Annotated in this window: 15 protein-coding genes and 1 pseudogene; 4 read left to right on the top strand and 12 right to left on the bottom strand. The window is 70.4% G+C overall.

The annotated features are described in order from the left end of the window. The 3 genes from ABT114_RS47610 to ABT114_RS47600 all read right to left on the bottom strand — a co-directional run bounded on the left by ABT114_RS47610 (window position 1) and on the right by ABT114_RS47600 (window position 6711). Window positions 1-1920: a glycogen debranching N-terminal domain-containing protein gene (locus ABT114_RS47610; RefSeq protein ID WP_351152874.1), complete on the bottom strand. Its 1920-nt coding sequence runs from the start codon at window positions 1918-1920 to the stop codon at window positions 1-3. Between the two features lie 751 nt (window positions 1921-2671). Beyond that, window positions 2672-4243 (bottom strand): DUF4192 domain-containing protein, encoded by a 1572-nt coding sequence (locus ABT114_RS47605; RefSeq protein WP_351152871.1) that lies wholly within the window; start codon window positions 4241-4243, stop codon window positions 2672-2674. 308 nt (window positions 4244-4551) lie between these two features. Next, window positions 4552-6711: a RecQ family ATP-dependent DNA helicase gene (locus ABT114_RS47600; RefSeq protein WP_351152868.1), complete on the bottom strand. Its 2160-nt coding sequence runs from the start codon at window positions 6709-6711 to the stop codon at window positions 4552-4554. Between the two features lie 96 nt (window positions 6712-6807). On the opposite strand from ABT114_RS47600, the gene ABT114_RS47595 reads away from it, so the two are divergent. Together ABT114_RS47595 and ABT114_RS47590 are read left to right on the top strand one after the other, a co-directional pair. After that, entirely contained in the window at window positions 6808-6978 is a 171-nt protein-coding gene (locus tag ABT114_RS47595; protein ID WP_351152921.1) for a hypothetical protein, read from the top strand. Window positions 6979-7281: 303 nt separating this feature from the next. After that, a complete protein-coding gene (locus tag ABT114_RS47590; RefSeq protein ID WP_351152865.1) occupies window positions 7282-7905 on the top strand; it encodes a hypothetical protein in 624 nt (207 codons plus the stop codon). Window positions 7906-8274: 369 nt separating this feature from the next. Here ABT114_RS47590 and ABT114_RS47585 read toward each other — a convergent pair whose 3' ends face one another. From ABT114_RS47585 to ABT114_RS47575, 3 genes are all read right to left on the bottom strand, one after another. Beyond that, window positions 8275-8910 carry a hypothetical protein gene (locus ABT114_RS47585; protein ID WP_351152862.1) on the bottom strand — a complete coding sequence of 212 codons (636 nt, stop codon included), beginning with the start codon at window positions 8908-8910 and terminating at the stop codon, window positions 8275-8277. Between the two features lie 68 nt (window positions 8911-8978). Beyond that, window positions 8979-9680: a ribonuclease HII gene (gene rnhB / locus ABT114_RS47580; RefSeq protein WP_351152859.1), complete on the bottom strand. Its 702-nt coding sequence runs from the start codon at window positions 9678-9680 to the stop codon at window positions 8979-8981. Window positions 9681-9762: 82 nt separating this feature from the next. After that, window positions 9763-10386, bottom strand: a complete 624-nt coding sequence (locus ABT114_RS47575; RefSeq protein WP_351152856.1) for a TetR/AcrR family transcriptional regulator — start codon at window positions 10384-10386, stop codon at window positions 9763-9765. Window positions 10387-10572: 186 nt separating this feature from the next. Between ABT114_RS47575 and ABT114_RS47570 the strand changes: the two genes are divergently transcribed. Then, the gene (locus tag ABT114_RS47570) at window positions 10573-12120 is read left to right on the top strand and encodes an MFS transporter (protein ID WP_351152853.1); all 1548 of its coding nucleotides are present in this window, start codon (window positions 10573-10575) and stop codon (window positions 12118-12120) included. A 361-nt stretch (window positions 12121-12481) separates the two neighbouring features. Here the strand turns inward: ABT114_RS47570 and ABT114_RS47565 are convergent, their stop codons facing one another. The 3 genes from ABT114_RS47565 to ABT114_RS47555 form a co-directional block, all read right to left on the bottom strand. Continuing rightward, the gene (locus ABT114_RS47565; RefSeq protein WP_351152850.1) at window positions 12482-13387 is read right to left on the bottom strand and encodes an ADP-ribosylglycohydrolase family protein; all 906 of its coding nucleotides are present in this window, start codon (window positions 13385-13387) and stop codon (window positions 12482-12484) included. A 12-nt stretch (window positions 13388-13399) separates the two neighbouring features. Further along, window positions 13400-14059 carry a histidine phosphatase family protein gene (locus tag ABT114_RS47560; RefSeq protein ID WP_351152847.1) on the bottom strand — a complete coding sequence of 220 codons (660 nt, stop codon included), beginning with the start codon at window positions 14057-14059 and terminating at the stop codon, window positions 13400-13402. Between the two features lie 117 nt (window positions 14060-14176). Further along, entirely contained in the window at window positions 14177-14782 is a 606-nt protein-coding gene (locus tag ABT114_RS47555; RefSeq protein WP_351152844.1) for a YdbC family protein, read from the bottom strand. A 154-nt stretch (window positions 14783-14936) separates the two neighbouring features. Here ABT114_RS47555 and ABT114_RS47550 point away from each other — a divergent pair, with 154 nt between their 5' ends. Next, complete coding sequence (locus tag ABT114_RS47550; RefSeq protein WP_351152840.1) at window positions 14937-15461, top strand: TerD family protein; 525 nt, start codon at window positions 14937-14939, stop codon at window positions 15459-15461. Between the two features lie 12 nt (window positions 15462-15473). Here ABT114_RS47550 and ABT114_RS47545 read toward each other — a convergent pair whose 3' ends face one another. The 3 genes and pseudogenes from ABT114_RS47545 to ABT114_RS47535 form a co-directional block, all read right to left on the bottom strand. Beyond that, on the bottom strand, window positions 15474-16262 hold the full coding sequence (locus ABT114_RS47545; RefSeq protein ID WP_351152837.1) for a DUF2785 domain-containing protein: 789 nt from the start codon (window positions 16260-16262) through the stop codon (window positions 15474-15476). A gap of 143 nt (window positions 16263-16405) precedes the next feature. Then, window positions 16406-19300: a vitamin B12-dependent ribonucleotide reductase gene (locus ABT114_RS47540; RefSeq protein ID WP_351152834.1), complete on the bottom strand. Its 2895-nt coding sequence runs from the start codon at window positions 19298-19300 to the stop codon at window positions 16406-16408. A 164-nt stretch (window positions 19301-19464) separates the two neighbouring features. Further along, window positions 19465-19706: pseudogene (locus ABT114_RS47535) on the bottom strand (transcriptional regulator NrdR); the annotation flags it as partial.

The following is a 19706-nucleotide window of genomic DNA, read 5'->3' as shown; positions in this document are numbered from 1 at the left end:
TCAGGCTCGCAGTTGGAGTCCGGTGGCCGCCTCCTCGACCATGGCGAGACCGAGTCGACTGACCCGTACGGAGAAGGGTGCGCCCGCGACGCGCAGGCCCGTCAGACCGATCTCGCCCAGGGGCGCACTGCGCACGGGGCGCAGCGTGACCGTGCCGACGGGGGCGTCGGGACGGATCCCGGCGAGGGTGGTAAGCAGCAGGACTCCGGCGGCTGCCGCGGTGGCGGCGGGACGGCAGGCCGCCGGATGCGGCACGGGAGCGCTCCCCTCGGTGCGCTGCTCGCCCGCGTACATCTCGGGCAGCCGGTGGCCGAAGACGTCGGCCGCCGCCAGTACCCCGCGTAGCAGTGAGGTCGCCTCCTTCTCGTACCCCGCGGCGGTCAGACCCGCGACGGCGACCGCCGTCTCCTGGACCCGCACGGCGCCGCCGCGGTGGCCGAACGGGTTGTACTCCGCTTCCTTTGTGCCGAGCCCACGCAGTCCCCAGCCGGAGTCCATGACGGGGCCACCGAGCAGCCGGGCGAGTTGTTCGGTCCGTACCTTGTCGAGCAGCCCCGGCGCCAATTCACCCCCGCCCAGCAGACCGGGGTCGAGCAGATGGACGACGGACGCGCCGAGGTGCGCGATGAGGCGTCCGTCCGGGGCGCGCGCGGCCGCGGGTCGGCCACCGCCGGGGTGCTCGACCCAGAAGTCCTCCCGAAACCCGTTCCGCAGCGCCTCGGCCCACTGCCGCAGACCGACACCACCGGGCCGCCCACAGGCATCCAGCAGGTCGGCGCCGAGTACCGCGGCACGGTGGGCGTGGGCCTGCGTCTCGCAGCGGGCGGGGCCATCGGTCTGCGGGTCGTACAGGTACGTGCCGTCGCCCACGGTGGTCCGCAACCAGGTCAGACAGCGCTCGGCCGTCGGCAGCAGTTCCTCGGTCTCATGTTCGGGGAGCCCCCAGCGGCGGGCCTCCGCGAGGAGCGCCGGGAACAGCAGCGTGGCCTCTGTGGCCGTGCAGGCCGGTGGCAGACGGGGGCCCACGTCGCGCAGCGGCCCAGGGATCACGCCGGAGCGCGCGCCCGGGCCCGGGAGCTGGGTGCGGGCGAGGGTGCGCAGCGTACCCGTGGCGAGCCGGGTGCCGAGGGGCAGGGCCATCCGGGCCGCGGCGAGCGCCTCGGCCGGGGCCAGGCCGCACCGCCAGGGCGCCCCGGCCGCGAGATACATGTCGGACGGGTGTGCCGGGTCGCGCAGCAGCAGCGCCTGGAGGTCCTCGATGCTCGTGCGCAGGAGTGCCTGAGCTCCCGGGTGGTCGCCGGTCGCGCGGGCGGCGGCGAGCGGGCTCGTCGTCGCGCGGCCCACGGCCCGGACGCGTCCCGCCCCGTCCGTCCGGACGCGCAGTTCCACGGTGGTACTCCCGCCTGGAGGCAGCTCGACGTCCCAGCGCAGCAGTCCCGCGGAGGCCAGCGCGTCGGCCGGTGGCGGGGCTGCGGTGACCGACGACGTACCGGTGGCGCAGGACCAGCGCAGGCCGGAGTCGTGGACGCTGGCGGGCAGTTCGGGCCCCGCGGTGCCCGACGCGATGGCACCCAGGTCGGCCAGGTCCGTGCCCAGGGCCACCTCGACCGGGAAGCGCACGGGGCGTGGGGCCGTACTGTGCAGTGTGATCCGCTCCGTACCGTCCGCGTTCCGGATCCGCTCGACGACGACGTCCGGATCGGGGCCGGCGTAGGGGGAGGCGCGCAGAGTTCCTACGAAGCGGGCCCGGTCGGCCGCGGTTATCCGCGCCTGAACCGCGAGCGGCTCGCGTCCGGCCACGCGGACCTGGCAACGGGACAGCAGGCGCCGGCCCGCACGGTAGTACCCCTCCAGTCCCCGGCCGGTCAGCTGCCCTTGTTCCGTCGAGATCACGAGGCCGGGGAGAGCTACACAGATCATCGCGGTGTGGGTGGGCGGGAGATCACCGACACGACGGGCCGTCGGGAGCGGGGCTGGATGCGGGGTTCCTCTCGACGGGGCGGCCGCTGCGCGACGCACCTGGCTGAGGTGCGGGGACGGAGACCATGCGGCGTCTGTGGACCAAGGCGGCTGGGCTCGGCTTGGGGACGAAGGAGGTGGGCCTTCGCCCGTGGGCCCGGGAATCCCGCCTTGATCCGCGGGCGCGTGGGTCTGGCTTTGGCGTGCAGGCACAGGCACAGGCGTCCGGCCCCGGCCTGCACCGGATTCGTCCGCGGGCGGCGGACCCGTGCCCGAGCGGAGGGAAGGCGCGGACCTCCCGGCGGCAAAGCGGTAGTCGTCGGCTGAGGGCGGAATGGACTGGTGCATACGGTGACTTCTTCTGCGCTCTGTGCGCCGCTGGCGTGGGCGGCGCCGGGCGGAGGGCTGGGGCGGGACACGGGTGCGGCGGCGCGCCCCGTCCATGCGTTCCGCCACTCAGGTGAACGGATCCGGGCTCCTTCGGGTCACGGCCGCCATGGGACAGCCCCACCGAATGGTGGCAACGCAGCAGCACACTGGTGCCGGCCCCTGGAGTGCGGTCCGCCGCTTGTCCCGCTGCTGCCGTCCACGCGAGTGGTGGCAACGCGGCAGCACACTCGTGCCGGCCCTGGGGTGCGGTCCGCCACTCGCCCTGCTGCTGCCACCCACGTGAGGACATCCGCGGCGGCAGCCGGCGCGCCCCAGCAGTCGCTCATGCCTCCCCCTTGGTGTCACCGCTCCCAGGACGCACGCCTTTCGCACCGGTGCCACGACGCCGCTCCGTGCCTTTCCCCGAACCACGTGGCCGCGTGCTGCCCGTCGGAGCGGTGGCGGGGCGACCCGCTGCGGCCCCGGCGCCACGCGTGCGGCGTCGGCGACGGGGAGTCTCTCCCGACGTGACCGGAGAGCTCGGCGCACGGCTCGGCACCGCCCTGGTCGCGTCACATGACATCGATTCACTCGCGTTGCGGAGCATCGACTCAGTCACATCGCATGACATCGACTCAGTCACATCGCTTGGTACCGGAGCGCCGGTGTCCACCCGTGCCGTCCTCACAGTCGGCTCGGCACCCGGGCACCCACGGCTCGCGCGTTCCGCGCGCTCGGCACGCAGGCAGCGACGGACCGACTCCGGGTCCAGGCCCTCGTTGCAGGCCTGGTGCAGCAGACGCGCGAAGAGGTACCCAGGGTCGGCACCCAGCGCCATGGCCAGGGCCTCTCGGGCCTCCAGGTCGTCGCCGGTCGACCAGGCGACCCAGCCTGCCAGGGTGAGGGGCGCTGCGGCGTGTTCGCCGTAGGACCCGACACAGCGGCGGGCCAGTGCGCGCCAGAGACGGAGTGCGGGACCTGCCTCGTCACCCTCCATCCATGCGGCCGCCAAGTCGCGGGTCGTACGGTCCTGCAGGCCGAGAATCAGCGCCGCGGCCTCGTCGTGTTCCAGCAGTTCGTCGTCACGGCCGTCGGTCATGAACGTGCCGGAAACGGTCGGCGCCTCGGCGAAGCGCCCCATGACCCGCTCCGCCAGTGCCAACGTCTCGTCCGCCACATGGGCACGGCTCGTGTCGTCCAGGATCCTGGGGACCAGGTTCCGGCTGGCGCCGTCCAGGGCGACCTCCTGCTCGAGCGCGGCCGGCGTCTCCCAGGGCAGCAGCCTGGCCCGCAACTCTCGCAGTGTGCCGCGCACCTGGAGTCCGGCGTAGGTGGCGGCGGCAGCCAGCACGGAGGTGCCGGGCAGGCCCATCACGACACCCTCGGCCGGACAGCACGCTTCACCTGTGCAGCAGTACGACCAGAAGCGGCCGCCCGAGATGCACAGCGCCTCGATGACCGGCACGTCGAGGAGACCGCACTCAACACGGATGCTCTGTGCCAGAGGCCGCAGCCGTTCCATGACCTGCCGGCCCGACTCGCCCTGCCCCGGTTCCTGGCAGAGGTAGGCGACCATCTGCTCGGGCCGGGCGCCCCGGCGTTCGCTGCCCGTCACCAGTCCGTGCGCCAACTGCCGTGCCACGGAGGCCCAGTCGTCGGAACCGGCCGGGATGCCGAGCCGGGCCCGGCCGCCGAACCGGCCCCGTCCGCCTTTGTCGTGCAGGGCGACCAGCACGATGCTGTCCTCAGGGCGGTACCCGAGCAGGTATGGCAGGGCGTCGGCCAGTTCGGCCGGGGTGCGCAGGGTGACCTGGTGCGTGCCGGTGGGGCCGTCGAACGCGGCCCGTTCCATGTCTGCGCGTCGCGCCATGTCGCCGTTTTCGAATGATCCAGTCGTTTCGCCGTGATTCGTCATGCGCCGACGATCTCGCGGATTGCGAAGTTCCGCTTTGCCCTGTGGATAACTTCAATCAGGAACACGTCATGACGGCATTCCTGTGGCGCATCCGCCGTCTGTCAGTGCGGTCGTGTCGTACGGGACGCATGGAGCACACGTGCCACGCGGACCTCCGGACGGCCGCCGACGCGGTCCTCGCCCGCCTCGCGGGGACGCCACCGGCGCGGCACGGCTGCGCGAGGACCAGTGGCTTGCAGGAGGTAGGCGGCGCGCTGCCCACCACGGCAGGGGCGACGCGTTCGGCCCCACCCACGACACGGGGGAGCTCAGCCTGCCGCAGCGAGGACCAAGGGAAGGACCTGTTCGCTGCCTGCCTGTTGGAGCAGGCGGGCAGCGACGGCGAGGGTCCAGCCGGAGTCGGTGTAGTCGTCCACGAGCAGGACGGGGCCCGGAGAGCCGACCAGGGCACCAACCAGCTCCTCAGGGACAGCGAAGGCACCGGACAGCGCCCTGAGGCGTTGAGCGGAGTTGCTGCGACGTGCCGCGTGCACGCCGCTCGGCCCGGTGTACGTCAAGGTGCCCAGAAAGGGGAGGCGGCCGATGGCCGCGATCCCCTGGGCGAGGGAACCGACCAGTTGCGGGCGGGCCAGGGACGGCACAGCGACAACTCCCACCGGCCGGGCAACAGCGTCCGGAACATTCGATGCCCAGCCGCCCGGAGAGCGCGCCCAATCGGCGAGGACCGCCACCGCGGCCCGCAGGACATCATCGGGCACTGGCCCATCGGGCGCGTTCTCAGCCAGCAGCGGGCGCAGCCGGTTGCCCCAGCCGATGTCCGAGAGCCGCCCCAGGGCGCGCCCAGTGGAGCACTGCTCCTTGGCAGGGATACGCCCCTTGAGGTCGATGCCCAGTGCGGGCATCCCCGTCGGCCACATCCGGCGCGGCTCGACCTCCACCCCCGGACGGTCCAGTTCCTTCGCCGCCCCCGTCAACATCTCCGCCGAAACCGAGGAATCGGCCCAGGCTCCCACGCAGTTGTCGCAACGGCCGCACGGGATCGCACCCTCGTCGTCCAACTGCCGGCGCAGGAACTCCATCCGGCACTGTGCCGTGCTCACGTAATCGCGCATGGCCTGCTGCTCGGCCGCCCTCTGCCGGGCGACCCAGGCGTACCGCTCGGAGTCGTAGACCCACGGCTCGCCGGTGGAGATCCAGCCGCCCTTCACCCGCTTGACCGCCCCGTCGACGTCCAGCACCTTCAGCATCGTCTCCAGACGGGTACGCCGAAGATCCACCGCCGCCTCCAGGGCCGGCACGGACAGCGGCCGTCCCGCACCGGCGAGGGCCGAGAGGGTCTGACGGACCTGCGCCTCGGGCGGGAAGGCCGTATCGGCGAAGTAGCGCCAGATCGCCTCGTCCTCCCTGCCCGGCAGCAGCAACACGTCGGCGTGAGCCACCCCTCGGCCCGCGCGGCCCACCTGCTGGTAGTACGCGATCGGCGAGGACGGCGAGCCGAGATGGACCACGAAGCCCAGGTCCGGCTTGTCGAAACCCATGCCCAGCGCCGAAGTCGCGACCAGCGCCTTGACCCGGTTCTCCTGCAGGTCGACCTCGGCCTGCAGCCGGTCGGCGTTCTCCGTGCGCCCGGTGTAGGAGGCCACCCGGAAGCCGCGCTGCCGCAGGAAGGCGGTGGCCTCCTCGGCTGCGGCGACGGTGAGGGCGTAGATGATTCCGGAGCCCGGCAGTTCGTCCAGGTGCTCGGCGAGCCAGGCCAGGCGGTGCGCGGCGTCCGGCAACTGGACCACACCCAGCCGCAGGCTTTCCCTCTCCAGCGGGCCCCGCAGCACCAAGGCCTCACCGGCACCGGTACCCAGTTGCTCGGCCACATCCGCAGTGACCCGCGCGTTCGCGGTCGCAGTGGTCGCCAGCACCGGCACGCCGGGGGCAAGCTCAGCGAGCATCGCCCGCAGCCGACGGTAGTCGGGGCGGAAGTCGTGGCCCCAGTCGGAGATACAGTGCGCCTCGTCGACCACCAGCAGACCGGTCGTGGCTGCCAGCTTGGGCAGCACCTGATCGCGAAAATCCACAGAATTGAGGCGTTCCGGACTCACGAGGAGAACGTCGGTCTCGCCGCGCTCGACCTCCTCGTAGATGGTGTCCCACTCCTCCGGGTTGGCCGAGTTGATGGTGCGCGCCCGGATACCGGCCCGCGCCGCCGACTCGACCTGGTTGCGCATCAGCGCCAGCAGCGGCGAGACGATCACCGTCGGGCCGGAGCCACGCCGGCGCAGCAGAGCGGTGGCCACGAAGTACACCGCCGACTTGCCCCAGCCGGTGCGCTGCACCACCAGGGCACGCCGTCGTTCCTCCACCAGGGCCGCCACCGCCTGCCACTGGTCCTCTCGCAGTCGCGCCGAACCCCCCGGGGCACCGACGAGCTCAGCGAGGATGGCGTCGGCTTCAGTGCGGAGCTCCAGGTTGTCCATGCCCCCATGCAACCCGATGACAAGGACAAAGGGCCACCTCACCCAGCGTGACCATCCGTTTGCGCAGGTCAGGTCAGCAATTCGGCCTTGATTCGAATGCCTTCCCACTTCTGCGGCCCGCCGGGACTCAGCGCCGAGGCCCGGGGGTCGGTGCTCCCCGTGGACGGCTTCTCCGAGACCGGCCGGCCTTTCGCGGTCGCGACCCGGGTGCTGCGCCGCGCCGGCGCCCAGGGGGTGCTGCCGCTGGTGCTCGGCGTGCGGGGCTGACCGGGCGGCCACGCGGCCGCACTCGTTCGAATCCTCCGCACCTCACCCCTCACTCGGGTCGAACGTGCCGCCCGCTGCGGCCCCTCGCATCGCGGGGTGAAACACGGGGTAGGGATATAAGTCACACACCGCCGCATACGGGTCGGTGGCCCCAATTGCTCGTTGCCGCATCCAAGTTCGACAGGAAGAATTGAAGTCCGCTCCCCGCACGGCTCGTCCGTGATCAGGTAGGGCTCTGCTGCGGTGTGCGCTCCCCCGAATCCGACCCGCCCGCAGTGTGGGCGCGTAGCCGAAGGGAGGACCGTGACCTTCGGATTCGCTCCGTCCTCGGCAGCATCGTTGTCGACATCCACGTCCGCCGCTTCCGCCAGCCGCATGCTCGAACCCGCGGAGTGGGCCGCCGCCGGGATCCCGCTGCTGCGCAACCCCCGGGAGGTCGTGAGCGGCCTCCACACCCGGCACCACCCCAAGCCGGAGACGGCGATCGTGGCCGTGCTCGACCCGGACGAACGAGTGCGGGCGAGCGCCTCGTTCACTCGCCGCTCGGCTCCGGCGGACGGCTGGATGTTCCGCAATGCGCTGCTCGCCCAGCTGCGCCGGGTCATCCCGCACGACCTGCGGCGCCGCACCCCGGTGCGCACCGCCGTACTGCTCTACTGCCGTGAGGGCGACGCGCGCTGGACGGAGGAGGACGGCGCGTGGATGTGGGGGTTGCGCGACGCCTGCACGCTGCACGGGCTGCGCTGCGGGGCGTACATCACGCTGACGCACGACGGCTGGCAGGTCCTCGGCGAGGGCCGCGGCGGCCGTCGTCCCAATGCCGACTCGGCGCCGGAGCCCTTCACGACTTCCGAGGCGCCTCCACTGCTGCTGCCCCGCACCGGCGGCGCCGCCTCGGAGGTCCTGCGCCGCGCCGCCGCCCGCTGAGGGCCACCGACGGAGCTCTACTCCGGAGGGCACGCGTCTTCGTGCATCGAGAGCCCCGTCGGCAGCCCCGCCCGGCATCACCCGGCCGCTACGTCACTGCCGACGCCGATTCGTACGACCCGACAGACGCGGAGTGCCCGCAAACGGTCAGGCCGCCGCGCACCGGAACGCCGCCCTGCGACAGGGAACCGCGCCGAGGCGGCTGCCTCACGGCGCCGACACCGGCACCGGCGTATCCCGGACCGGGCGGAGGCACGCGCACTGCGCGCGCCCACGGCCGTCCGGGCATACCGAAGTGCCCACTGTGCGGGTGCCGTCGCAACGGCACCTCCGTCGCTCCCGGCCTCCGCCGGGACCGGCGGAACCGGCTCAGACGCCCGCGCCCAGCACCGAGTTGATCTGCTGCGGGTCGCCGCAGACGATCAGCAGGGCACCGGCCTTGGCACGGGCGAGCGACAGGGCGGTGGCGGCAGCGGCGGCGGGGCCGCCGTTGACGGCAACGACGACCACCGGACGGGATCCGGCACGGCCCGCGATGGTGGCGTCGGCGTAGAAGACGTCGTCGCGCGCGTCGTGCTGTACCCAATAGGAGGCTTCACCGAAGGACAGCTCGTGAGCGGCCCAGGGGTGCGGATCGCCGGTGGTGATCACAAGAACGTCACCGGGGACGCGACCCGAGTCCAGGAGCAGGTCCACGGCCTCCTCGGCAGCGTCGAGCGCACCTTCGGCCGAGGCCGGGATCAGCTGGAGCTGCGGGGTCGCCGCAGCGGAAGGGACAGGGACAGCCGGGCCCGACGGTTCGGGCTTGGCCACGGCCACGTCGCGTGGCGTGCGTTGCACCGGCGGCGCGGGCCGGAGAGGACCGGGACGACCGGGGCGCGACGGAGCCGCGGGGCGTGGACCGGGTACGGGGCGGGGGGTCGGCGCGGTACGGCCGCTGGCCGGAGTGGCGCGGGGACCCTGGGCACTCTCGTGAATCTGAGGCTCCTCGGGAATGAGAGGCATGAGCTGTTATTTATCAAACATTGGTGCGGCTCGCGCCAGTGGGTGGCACATCAGCGCGAGCGGAATCGTCAGAAGTCGAAGCCGAGCTGACCCTCGATCTCCGGAACGCGTCCGTCCGCCCAGCTGCGGGCCTTCTTGAGATGCCGCCACTGGGGCAGCGCATCAAGATACGCCCACGACAACCGGTGGTAGGGGGTGGGGCCCCACTCCTGCAGTGCGGCCTTGTGCACGGGTGACGGATACCCGGCGTTGTCCGCAAAACCGAAGTCTGCATGGTCGATACCCAGTTCGGCCATCATTTTGTCGCGCTGAACCTTGGCGATCACCGAGGCCGCCGCAACCGCCACGCACGACCGGTCGCCCTTGATGACCGTTCGGACCATCCAGGGAGTACCGAGGTAGTCGTGCTTCCCGTCGAGGATCACCGCATCAGGGCGGACCGGCAGGGCATCGAGGGCGCGCACCGCCGCGAGCCGCAGCGCCGCCGTCATCCCCAGGTCATCGATCTCCTCCGGGGACGAGTGTCCCAGGGCGTACGACGTCACCCACTTCCGAAGCTCCAGGGCGAGTTCGGTACGGCGTTTGACGGTGAGCAGCTTCGAGTCGGTGAGCCCTTGCGGGGGCCGGCGCAGTCCGGTGACCGCCGCGCAGACGGTGACGGGACCGGCCCACGCACCGCGCCCCACCTCGTCGACACCGGCAATGACCTTCGCTCCGGTCGTGGCGCGGAGGGAGCGCTCGACGGTGTGAGTAGGCGGTTCGTACGGCATGGCGCCCTTAGCGTACGCCGCCGGGATCCCGGTACGACACCCCGGTTGGCCCAAGCACGCTCACAGCCGCCGCGGACCGCGCTCAGACACTGATCGAACGCAGCAGCGGCAGCATCAACTGGTCGATCATTTCCTCGACGTCCTGGTCATTCCATTCGCTTGCGCACATCTTTGATCGATACATCATCATGGCCGGGATGGCATCGAGGACATAACCGTTTACCGCGTCGGACCGCACCTCACTCCGCTCAATACCACGCTCGATGACCTCCCGCAGGAGCCTTATGGTCGGCTCCACGACCCCCCCGATGATCACCGCATGGAAGCGTTCAGCCTGGGCATGGTCGCATTCGTGAATCACTGAGCGCAGCGCGAAGCCGGGACGCGAGAACATCGCCGCGCGCGCCTGCCGACACAGCTCGAGCAGGTCCGCGCGCACGCTCCCCAGGTCGGGCGCCGCGTCCAGGCGCGGCAGTCCGGCCTGCAGCGCGTCCGCGACCAGATCCTCCTTCGTCGGCCAGCGCCGGTAGACCGCAGCCTTGCCCGTCTGGGCGCCGGCGGCGACTCCCTCCATCGTGAGGCCGTTCCAGCCGACCGTGCCGAGTTGCTCCAGCGCGGCATCGAGGATCGCGCGTTCGAGCACGGCGCCGCGCCGGCGTAGGGAGGCTGTCCGAGCGGGGGCGGCCGTCCAGCGCGAAGTAACCATCTGAGCATCTCCAGTGAGCAGGGGAGGGGGTTTTCCGGGGATGGGGGACACGCCACGCGGCAGCGAAGGGGGACTCACCGAGCGACAGAACGTTAAGTGAACGCTTGCGTTCACTACTGGGGACTCACTACCGTTGGCGCGACAGTGAACGCGAGCGTTCACTAAGGCACTTGTGGGGGACCCATAGTGACAACCTCTCAGTTGGTTCAGAACCAGAAGCCAGGAGCGGCTCGCCGGGAGGGGCATCCCGGCATAGCACTCACCGTCATCGCGGCCTGCCAACTCATGGTGGTACTCGACGCGACGATTGTGAACATCGCTCTCCCGCACATTCAAGACGCGCTCAAGTTCAGCACGACCGATCTCACCTGGGTGGTCAGCGCCTACACGCTCACCTTCGGCGGCCTGCTGCTGCTCGGCGCCCGAGCCGGTGACATCCTGGGACGCCGCCGGGTGTTCATGACCGGCATCCTGCTCTTCACCTTCGCCTCGCTGCTGGGCGGACTCGCCCAGGAACCCTGGCAGTTGCTCGCGGCCCGCGCTCTGCAGGGCGTGGGTGGCGCGATCGCGTCGCCCACCTCGCTGGCGCTCATCACCACCACCTTCCCGGAGGGCCCGGAGCGGAACCGGGCCTTCGGTGTCTTCGCCGCGGTGTCCGCGGGCGGCGGGGCCATCGGTCTGCTCGCGGGCGGCATGCTCACCGAATGGCTCGACTGGCGCTGGGTGCTTTTCGTCAACGTGCCGATCGGTGTACTGATCGCCGTGCTGACGCCGCTCTACATCAGCGAGTCCGACCGGCATCCCGGACGTTTCGACATCGCGGGCGCGCTGACCTCGACGGTGGGCATGGCGTCCCTGGTGTACGGCTTCATCCGCGCGGCCGAGGAGGGCTGGCGGGACGGTCTTGCCCGCGGTTCCTTCGCTGCCGCGGTGGTGCTGCTGCTGGCCTTCGTGTTCATCGAGAGGCGGGCCAAGGAGCCGATCACCCCGCTGCGGATGTTCGCTGACCGCAACCGGTCGGGCACGTACGTGATCATGCTGAGCCTGGCCGCGGCGATGTTCGGCATGTTCTTCTACATCGTGCTGTTCGTGCAGAACGTACTGGGCTACAGCCCGATCAAGGCGGGCGTCGCCTTCCTTCCCGTGACGGTCGCGATCGCGTTCGGGGCGGGCCTGTCGCAGCGCTTCCTGCCGGCTCTCGGCCCCAAGCCGTTCCTGCTCACCGGCTCCGCACTCGTCGCGATCGGGCTCACCTGGCAGACCTTCATCAGTCCCGACAGTTCCTACCCCGGCGGAGTGCTGGGTCCGATGCTGGTGTTCGGCTTCGGCATGGGCCTGAACTTCGTCACGGTGACGGTCACCGCGGTCTCCGGGGTCGCCCAGCACGAGGCGGGCGCCGCGTCTGGGCTGCTCAACGCCACACAGCAGGTGGGCGGATCGCTCGGCCTGTCCATCCTGACGACGGTGTTCGGCACGGCCAGCAAGGACGAGGCGGAGAAGCAACTGCCGAAGTTCCTCGCCAACGGATCGGCAGAGCAGAAGGCGGAGTTCAGCAGGACGCACCAACTGCCCGCCCCTTGGGGCCACGAGGTGCTCGCCCAGGGCATCTCCACCGCCTTCGTCCCGGCAGCCGCCATGGCCTTGCTCGCCCTGGTGACCGCCTGGCTGGTGATCCGGGTCCGCAAGAGCGATCTGGAGGCTCTGGCGGGAACGGCAGGCCCCGTGGCCGGCTGATCCGGCCGGGGCCGCGAGGGACCACGGGTGACCGGGCCGCGTCCGAGGGACCGACGGCATGAACGACGGTCCGGTCACCCGCACCGCGTCCACAGTCGACGAGAACTTCCTGGCCATCCCCCGCATCCTGAGCACCCCTCGCATCCTGACCACCCCCGGCGCCACTCCCATGACATCCGCTGTGCGCCCCATGTGTCGCACAGCGGATGTCGTGACAACGCCCGGACGGTCACACAGAGTTCCCATCGGGCACGGAGAGTTTCCAGCGAGCACGCAGCCTCGCTCAGAGGAGACGGGAGTTCCCGGAGCAGCCCCTGGGAGAGCGCTCGACGCCGCAGCAGCCGTCGCGCACGGGACCCCCTCAGGCAGACGTCGCGACCCAGCTCGGGAGGACTTCCGTCTGCTCCACCCAGCCGGACGGCGGAGCCCCCGCCTTCCCAGCGGCCAGCACCCCGCCCACGATGGCGCAGGTCGTGTCCACGTCCCCGCCGACCTGAGCAGTCGTCCAGAACGCCTGTTCGTAGTCGCCCAGCGCCCGCGCGGCCGACCAGAGAGCGAAGGGCACGGTGTCATGGGCGGTCGTGCGCCGCCCGCAGCCCAGCACGGCCGCGACCGTGGCAGCGTCGCCGTAGTCCAGCATGTCCCGGGCGCGCCGCAGGCCCGCGCCGACGGCGCTCTTCGGGACGAGCGCGACAACGCCGTCGAGGAGCGCCTCGGCGCTGGGCGGCCCACCGGGGGCGCCGACCAGCGCGGCGGCCGCGGCGACCGCCATGGCGCCGACCACTGCCTCACGGTGCTGGTGCGTCGGGTAGGCGGAGATCTCCGCCTGGTGGGTCGCCTGTTCGGGGTCGTCCGCGTAGTAGGCGCCCAAGGGGGCGATCCGCATCGCGGCTCCGTTGCCCCACGACCCCTGTCCGTTGAAGAGCGCGGCGGCCAGTTCGCGCCAGTCGCCCCCTTCCCGGACGAGGCGCAGCAGCCGGTTGACCGCCGGGCCGTACCCTCGGTCAAAGTCGTGGTGCTCGGCGAAGGAGAGGGCCAGGGCGTCCTGGTCGATGCGGTGGTGAGCGGCCAGGACGGCGACCACCGAGCAGGCCATCTCCGTGTCGTCCGTCCACTGCCAGGGGCCGGGCGGCAGCTCGCGATGCTTGAGCAGCGGATAGTTCACCGGCACGAAGAACTGCGAGCCCAGCGCGTCCCCCACCGCCAGTCCGCGCAAGCTCGCCAGGGCGCGGTCCAGGCGCCCGTCGTGTGAGGATTCAGCGGTCATCGCTCTGCCACTCTATCCGGTGATCCCGTACGGCTCCGGATCTCGCCAACGTTCGAACGGCCGGTCCAGCGTGTACCTGCCGTCGTCCCCGAGAACGAGCATCCGCATCTCGGCGTTCCCCGGATTCGACAGTGACTCGAATTCCGCGACCGTCCAGTGGAACCAACGCATGCAGAACAGCCGCATCGCCAGGCCGTGGGTCACCAGGAGCACGTTCGGCGGATGGTCCGGGTCCTCGAAACTGCGGAACAGGCTCTCCAGGAAGCCACCGACCCGGTCGTACACATCGGCACCGGACTCCCCCTGGGGGAAGCGGAAGAAGAAGTGCCCGTACGCATCCCGATAGGCCTTCTGCAGGCGTACGTCGTCGCGGTCCTGCCAGTTTCCCCAGTCCTGCTCGCGCAGCCGGGGCTCCTCACGCGCCCGTATGAGCTCGGGGTCGAGATGGAAGGCCCGGAGGGTCTGGTGGGTACGGCGGTACGGGGAGACGTACACGCTGACGCGCTCGCGGCCGAACACCTCGCGCAGGCGTTTGCCGGTCTCCTCGGCCTGCCACCACCCCCGTTCGGTCAGGGCCAGTGCGTGGTCGGGCTCACGCTCGTAGACGGTGTCATCAACATTGCCCGTTGACTCGCCGTGCCGGACAAGGACGATGCGCCGTGGTCGTGCCATGCCGAAACCCTAGATCGAGTGAGGGCCCACCGAGCACTCGTACGGGTCCCATACGGCGTAGGTCACACAGATCCCGCGCCAGGGGCCACAAGGGCACACGATGAAACGCGCCGAAAATCACACCGTCCAGATCGGTTCCATCTCCACGATGTCCCCGGTGAGTGAGGCGACGTCCGCCTCGGTCTGGGCCCGCAGGGCGAGCCGCTCCACCCGCTCGATGCGGTATTTGCCGTGTTCCGCCTCCGAGCGCCACATGGAGAGCACCAGGAACTCGTGCCCCGGCGCCTCACCGAACAGCCCGCGGATCATCCCGGGCGAGCCTGCCATCGCGGGGTTCCACACTTTCTCCTGCATGAGGGTGAAGTGCTCGGCGCGTTCCTCGTGGGCGCGGCAGAGGGCCACCCGGATCAGGTCCGCGTCCGTGAAGCGCGGCTCGAAGCCGGTCTTCACGTCGAAGCGGTAGTCGAACAGTTTGACCTGGATGTCCTTGAACGTGCCGGCCTGGGCCGCCGCCAGCCGGTCGTGCGAGCGGGCCATGAAGGAGTCGTAGAAGGCACGGCTTTCCCAGAACGCGAAGACATGCGCCACCGAGGGCCGCCGCCTGCTCCAGCCCCCGCCCTGTCCCCGAAACCCCGGCTCCCCCAGAAGCCCCGCCCACTTTCGCTGCCCCCGCTCGAAGCCGCGGCGGTCCACCACGGTGCAGCGAATCCACTTGACCAGCACCGCGCCATCGTACGGCCCGGAGCGTGGCACCCGTCACTGTCCGACCGAGAGCAGCCGCGCGATCGCCACGCGCGCGTGGCAGGATGGACAATCCGCCCTGACGAACCGGCAGTTCGGTCCGAGGGCATTCGGGGACACGGGGAAGGGGAGTCCGGTGAGCGGCCTCAGCAAGGGCATCCGCAAGGTCGAAGTCGCGCTGAAGTGGGACCCGAGTCCCGCGGGGGAATCACCCACCGACCTGGACATAGTCGCCGCGACCTATGTCGCGGGCGATCCCCATGGCGCCCCTGCCTACGTCGTGCACTTCGACAGCCGCTCCCCTGACGGCACGATCTACCTCAACCGGGACAGCAAGGACGGCAAGGGGTTCGGCTGGGACGAGGTCATGACGCTGGAGCTCGACCGGCTCGACGGCCGGTACGCGCGCGTGGTGGTCGGCGTGGTCATCCAGCAGCGCTCCGCGCGCCGCACCTTCGTCGGCGTCCTCAACCCGGGGCTGCGCATCCGCGAGGGCTACACGGTCCTGGCCGACGACGACTTCGGCAGCGTCCTCGGCTCCACGGCGGCGACGGTCGCGGAGTTCGTCCGCGACTCCTCCGGAGGGTGGACTTTCCACCCCGGTGTCGAGGGCTTCGACGACGACCCCGCGACCTTCACCAGGACCATGGGCAGGGCGTAGCGGCCCTGCCCCTCACCCCATGTAGGGGGCGACGATCGTGAGTGTGTCTGCCAGGGCTTCCAGGACCTGTACCCGGTGGGTGACCGGGCGGGGCGGCTCGTCGGTGTTGCGGGTGCGCACACCGCGGTCGACCAGCACGTAGAGCATGCGCAGCGTCCGCACGGTGTTGGAGACCCAGGCGGGCACCGGTCCCGGCTCACCCGCGCGAAAGGTCTCGGCGATCGGTTCCAGCCACGCCACGGACTGCGCCGCGGTGAGGTCCGGGCGGCTCAGGATCCTGGCGAGCGCGTAGGCGATACGGTCGTCCTCCTGGGCGTCGAAGAGGTGGTCGGTGGGCGCCAGCAGCCGATCGACCGCCAACTCGGCCAGTGGCTGAGGGTCCTGCCCAGGATGCCGGGCCAGGGCGGCCAACAGGTCCGCTCCATGCGCGGCGGCGTGCAGCCAGCCGAGCGCGGGATCGTACCCACGGAGGTCCTGCTCCGCCGGGTACCAGTCGGCGAAGGGGCGCCACCACATCTCGCTCCAGTACCCCGCCTCGACGATCCGCGCCAGGACCAGCGGTGCGAAGGTGCGGGCCTGGAGTGCGGGATCGGTGAAGTACGCGGCCATACGGTCGCCGAGGTCCTGCCGCTCTGCCGGGTCGAGGTCCGGTATCCAGCGCGCGGCCGTGACGTAGGCCCGGTCGTCGCGCACCGCGGGATCGGGTGATCGGAGGTCGGCGACGAGCGCCTCCAGGGCCGCGTCGCGGGTTACCGCCGAGAGCTCGCCGACATCGCCCTCGTACAACTGCGTTGTTGTCATGATCGCAGGCTACGGGCGCCCGGCGCCGGTCCGGGTGCCGACGAGAAAAGGGGCGCCGACACAGGGTCGGCGCCCCTCTGCTCAGGGACTACACGTCAGTGGCTTTTCGGGCTCACGACACGACGCGTCATCACTTCCCGGGATCAGCTGCAGCCGCTGGTCGAGCCGCAGCCCTCGCAGATGTAGCAGGAGCCGGCCCGCTGCATCTTCGTACCGCAGGAGAAGCACAGCGGGGCGTCGGCCTGGATGCCCAGCTGCATCTCCACCAGTTCGGCACTGGTGTGGGCCTGCCTCGGAGCGGGCTTGGCCTCCTCGACCTGGGCCTTCGGCGCGACGACGGCCTTCAGGTCCGTCTGGCGGGGGGCCGACTGGGCCAGGCCCTCGACGTCGACCTCCTCCTCGGTCGGCTCGTAGGAGCCGGTCTCGAGGTGACGCTGGCGCTCCTCGGCGGAGTGGATGCCGAGCGCCGAGCGCGTCTCGAAGGGCAGGAAGTCCAGCGCCAGGCGACGGAAGATGTAGTCGACGATCGACTGCGCCATCCGCACGTCCGGGTCGTCCGTCATGCCGGCCGGCTCGAAGCGCATGTTCGTGAACTTCGAGACGTACGTCTCCAGCGGCACGCCGTACTGGAGGCCGACGGAGACGGCGATGGAGAAGGCGTCCATCATGCCGGCGAGGGTGGAGCCCTGCTTGGACATCTTCAGGAAGACCTCGCCGAGACCGTCGTCCGGGTAGGAGTTGGCGGTCATGTAGCCCTCGGCGCCGCCGACGGTGAAGGACGTCGTGATGCCGGGACGGCCCTTGGGGAGGCGCTTGCGGACCGGACGGTACTCGACGACCTTCTCGACCGCGGTACGGATGGTCTCCTCGGCCTTCGCCGTGACCTCGGCCTTCTCCTTCTCCTTGGTCTTCGCGGAGAGCGGCTGGCCGACCTTGCAGTTGTCACGGTAGATGGCGAGCGCCTTGACGCCCATCTTCCAGGCCTCGAAGTAGACCTCCTCGACGTCCTCGACGGTGGCGGTCTCGGGGAGGTTGACCGTCTTGGAGAGGGCGCCCGAGATCCACGGCTGGATCGCGGCCATCATGCGGACGTGGCCCATCGCGGAGATGGAGCGCTCGCCCATGGCGCAGTCGAAGACCTCGTAGTGCTCCTGCTTGAGGCCCGGGGCGTCGATCACATTGCCGTGCTCGGCGATGTGGGCGACGATCGCCTCGATCTGCTCCTCCTGGTAGCCCAGGCGGCGCAGGGCCTGCGGGACGGTGCCGTTGACGATCTGCATCGAGCCGCCGCCGACCAGCTTCTTGAACTTGACCAGGGCGAGGTCGGGCTCGAGGCCGGTGGTGTCGCAGGACATCGCGAGACCGATGGTGCCGGTCGGGGCGATGACGGACGCCTGGGAGTTACGGAAACCGTTCTGCTCGCCGAGGCGCACGACGTCCTGCCAGGCCTCCGTGGCGGCGGCCCAGATCGGGGTGTCCAGGTCGTCCATGCGGACGGCCGTGCCGTTGGCGTCGGAGTGCTGCTTCATGACGCGCTTGTGGGCGTCGGCGTTGCGGGCGTAGCCGTCGTACGGGCCGACGACCGCGGCGAGCTCGGCGGAGCGGCGGTACGACGTACCGGTCATCAGGGAGGTGATCGCGCCGGCGAGGGCACGGCCGCCGTCGGAGTCGTACGCGTGGCCGGTCGCCATCAGCAGGGCGCCGAGGTTGGCGTAGCCGATGCCGAGCTGGCGGAACGCACGCGTGTTCTCGCCGATCTTCTGGGTCGGGAAGTCCGCGAAGCAGATGGAGATGTCCATCGCGGTGATGACGAGCTCGACGACCTTGGCGAAGCGCTCGGCGTCGAAGGACTGGTGGCCCTTGCCGTCGTCCTTCAGGAACTTCATCAGGTTCAGCGAGGCGAGGTTGCAGGACGTGTTGTCCAGGTGCATGTACTCGCTGCACGGGTTCGAACCGTTGATGCGGCCGGACTCCGGGCACGTGTGCCAGTTGTTGATCGTGTCGTCGTACTGGATGCCCGGGTCGGCGCAGGCCCAGGCGGCCTCGGCCATCTTGCGGAACAGGGACTTGGCGTCGACCTCCTCGATGACCTCACCGGTCATACGGGCACGCAGGCCGAACTTCTCGCCGTTCTCGACGGCCTTCATGAACTCGTCGTTCACGCGGACCGAGTTGTTGGCGTTCTGGTACTGGACGGAGGTGATGTCATCGCCACCGAGGTCCATGTCGAAGCCCGCGTCGCGCAGGGCGCGGATCTTCTCCTCCTCCTTGACCTTGGTCTCGATGAAGTCCTCGATGTCGGGGTGATCGACGTCGAGGATGACCATCTTGGCCGCACGGCGGGTGGCGCCACCGGACTTGATCGTGCCGGCGGAGGCGTCGGCGCCGCGCATGAACGAGACCGGACCGGAGGCATTGCCGCCGGAGGAGAGCAGCTCCTTGGAGGAGCGGATGCGGGAGAGGTTCAGGCCGGCGCCGGAGCCGCCCTTGAAGATCATGCCCTCTTCCTTGTACCAGTCGAGGATCGACTCCATGGAGTCGTCGACGGCCAGGATGAAGCAGGCGGAGACCTGCTGGGGCTGCGGGGTGCCCACGTTGAACCAGACGGGGCTGTTGAAGCTGAAGATCTGGTGCAGGAGGGCGTACGCCAGCTCGTGCTCGAAGATCTCGGCGTCGGCGGGCGAGGCGAAGTACTTGTAGTCCTCGCCGGCCTTCCGGTACGTCTTCACGATGCGGTCGATCAGCTGCTTGAGGCCGGTCTCGCGCTGCGGGGTGCCCACGGCACCCCGGAAGTACTTGCTGGTGACGATGTTGACCGCGTTCACCGACCAGAAGTCGGGGAACTCGACGCCACGCTGCTCGAAGTTGATCGAGCCGTCGCGCCAGTTGGTCATGACGACGTCACGGCGCTCCCAGGCCACCTCGTCGTACGGGTGCACGCCGGGAGTGGTGTGGATGCGCTCGATACGCAGTCCCTTGTTCGCCTTGGTGCCCTTGGCGCGGGAACTCCGTGCCGGACCGCTCGCCGTCTCTGTCATGCCGCCTCCCTGTACGGGCAAAAACGCCCTGAAGTGCCCCGATGTTCCCGGGGCACGGTGTTCTGTCTGGTGTTGCGGGCATCCTCACGCTGCCGCCCGCAACAGGTCTTCGATCGCCGCCGCGCGGCCGGATCCGGTGTCTCCGTCCGGCTCCGGCCCGCCGGTCAGTCGGCGGCGTGGGCGGGCTCGGGGACTTGGGCAGTCCCTCCGGGCCCGTGATGTTCTTCCTGGCTCCCCGCGACCACGCCTGCATCGTTCTCACGGTCCGCGCGGTCATCGTCGTCCGCGGCGGGGTGACCCGTCTCTTCCCGGAGTTCCGCGATCGCGGCCTCGAAGTCCTCGAGCGAGTCGAACGCCCGGTAGACGGACGCGAACCGCAGATAGGCGACGAGGTCGAGCTCCTGCA

Origin of the sequence: Streptomyces sp. NPDC002088, from assembly GCF_040296605.1 — a bacterium.
In the GTDB taxonomy this organism is placed as follows: Bacteria; Actinomycetota; Actinomycetes; order Streptomycetales; family Streptomycetaceae; genus Streptomyces.
Note: the sequence above shows the minus strand (reverse complement) of the source record. Positions and strands in the feature narration are given on the sequence as shown.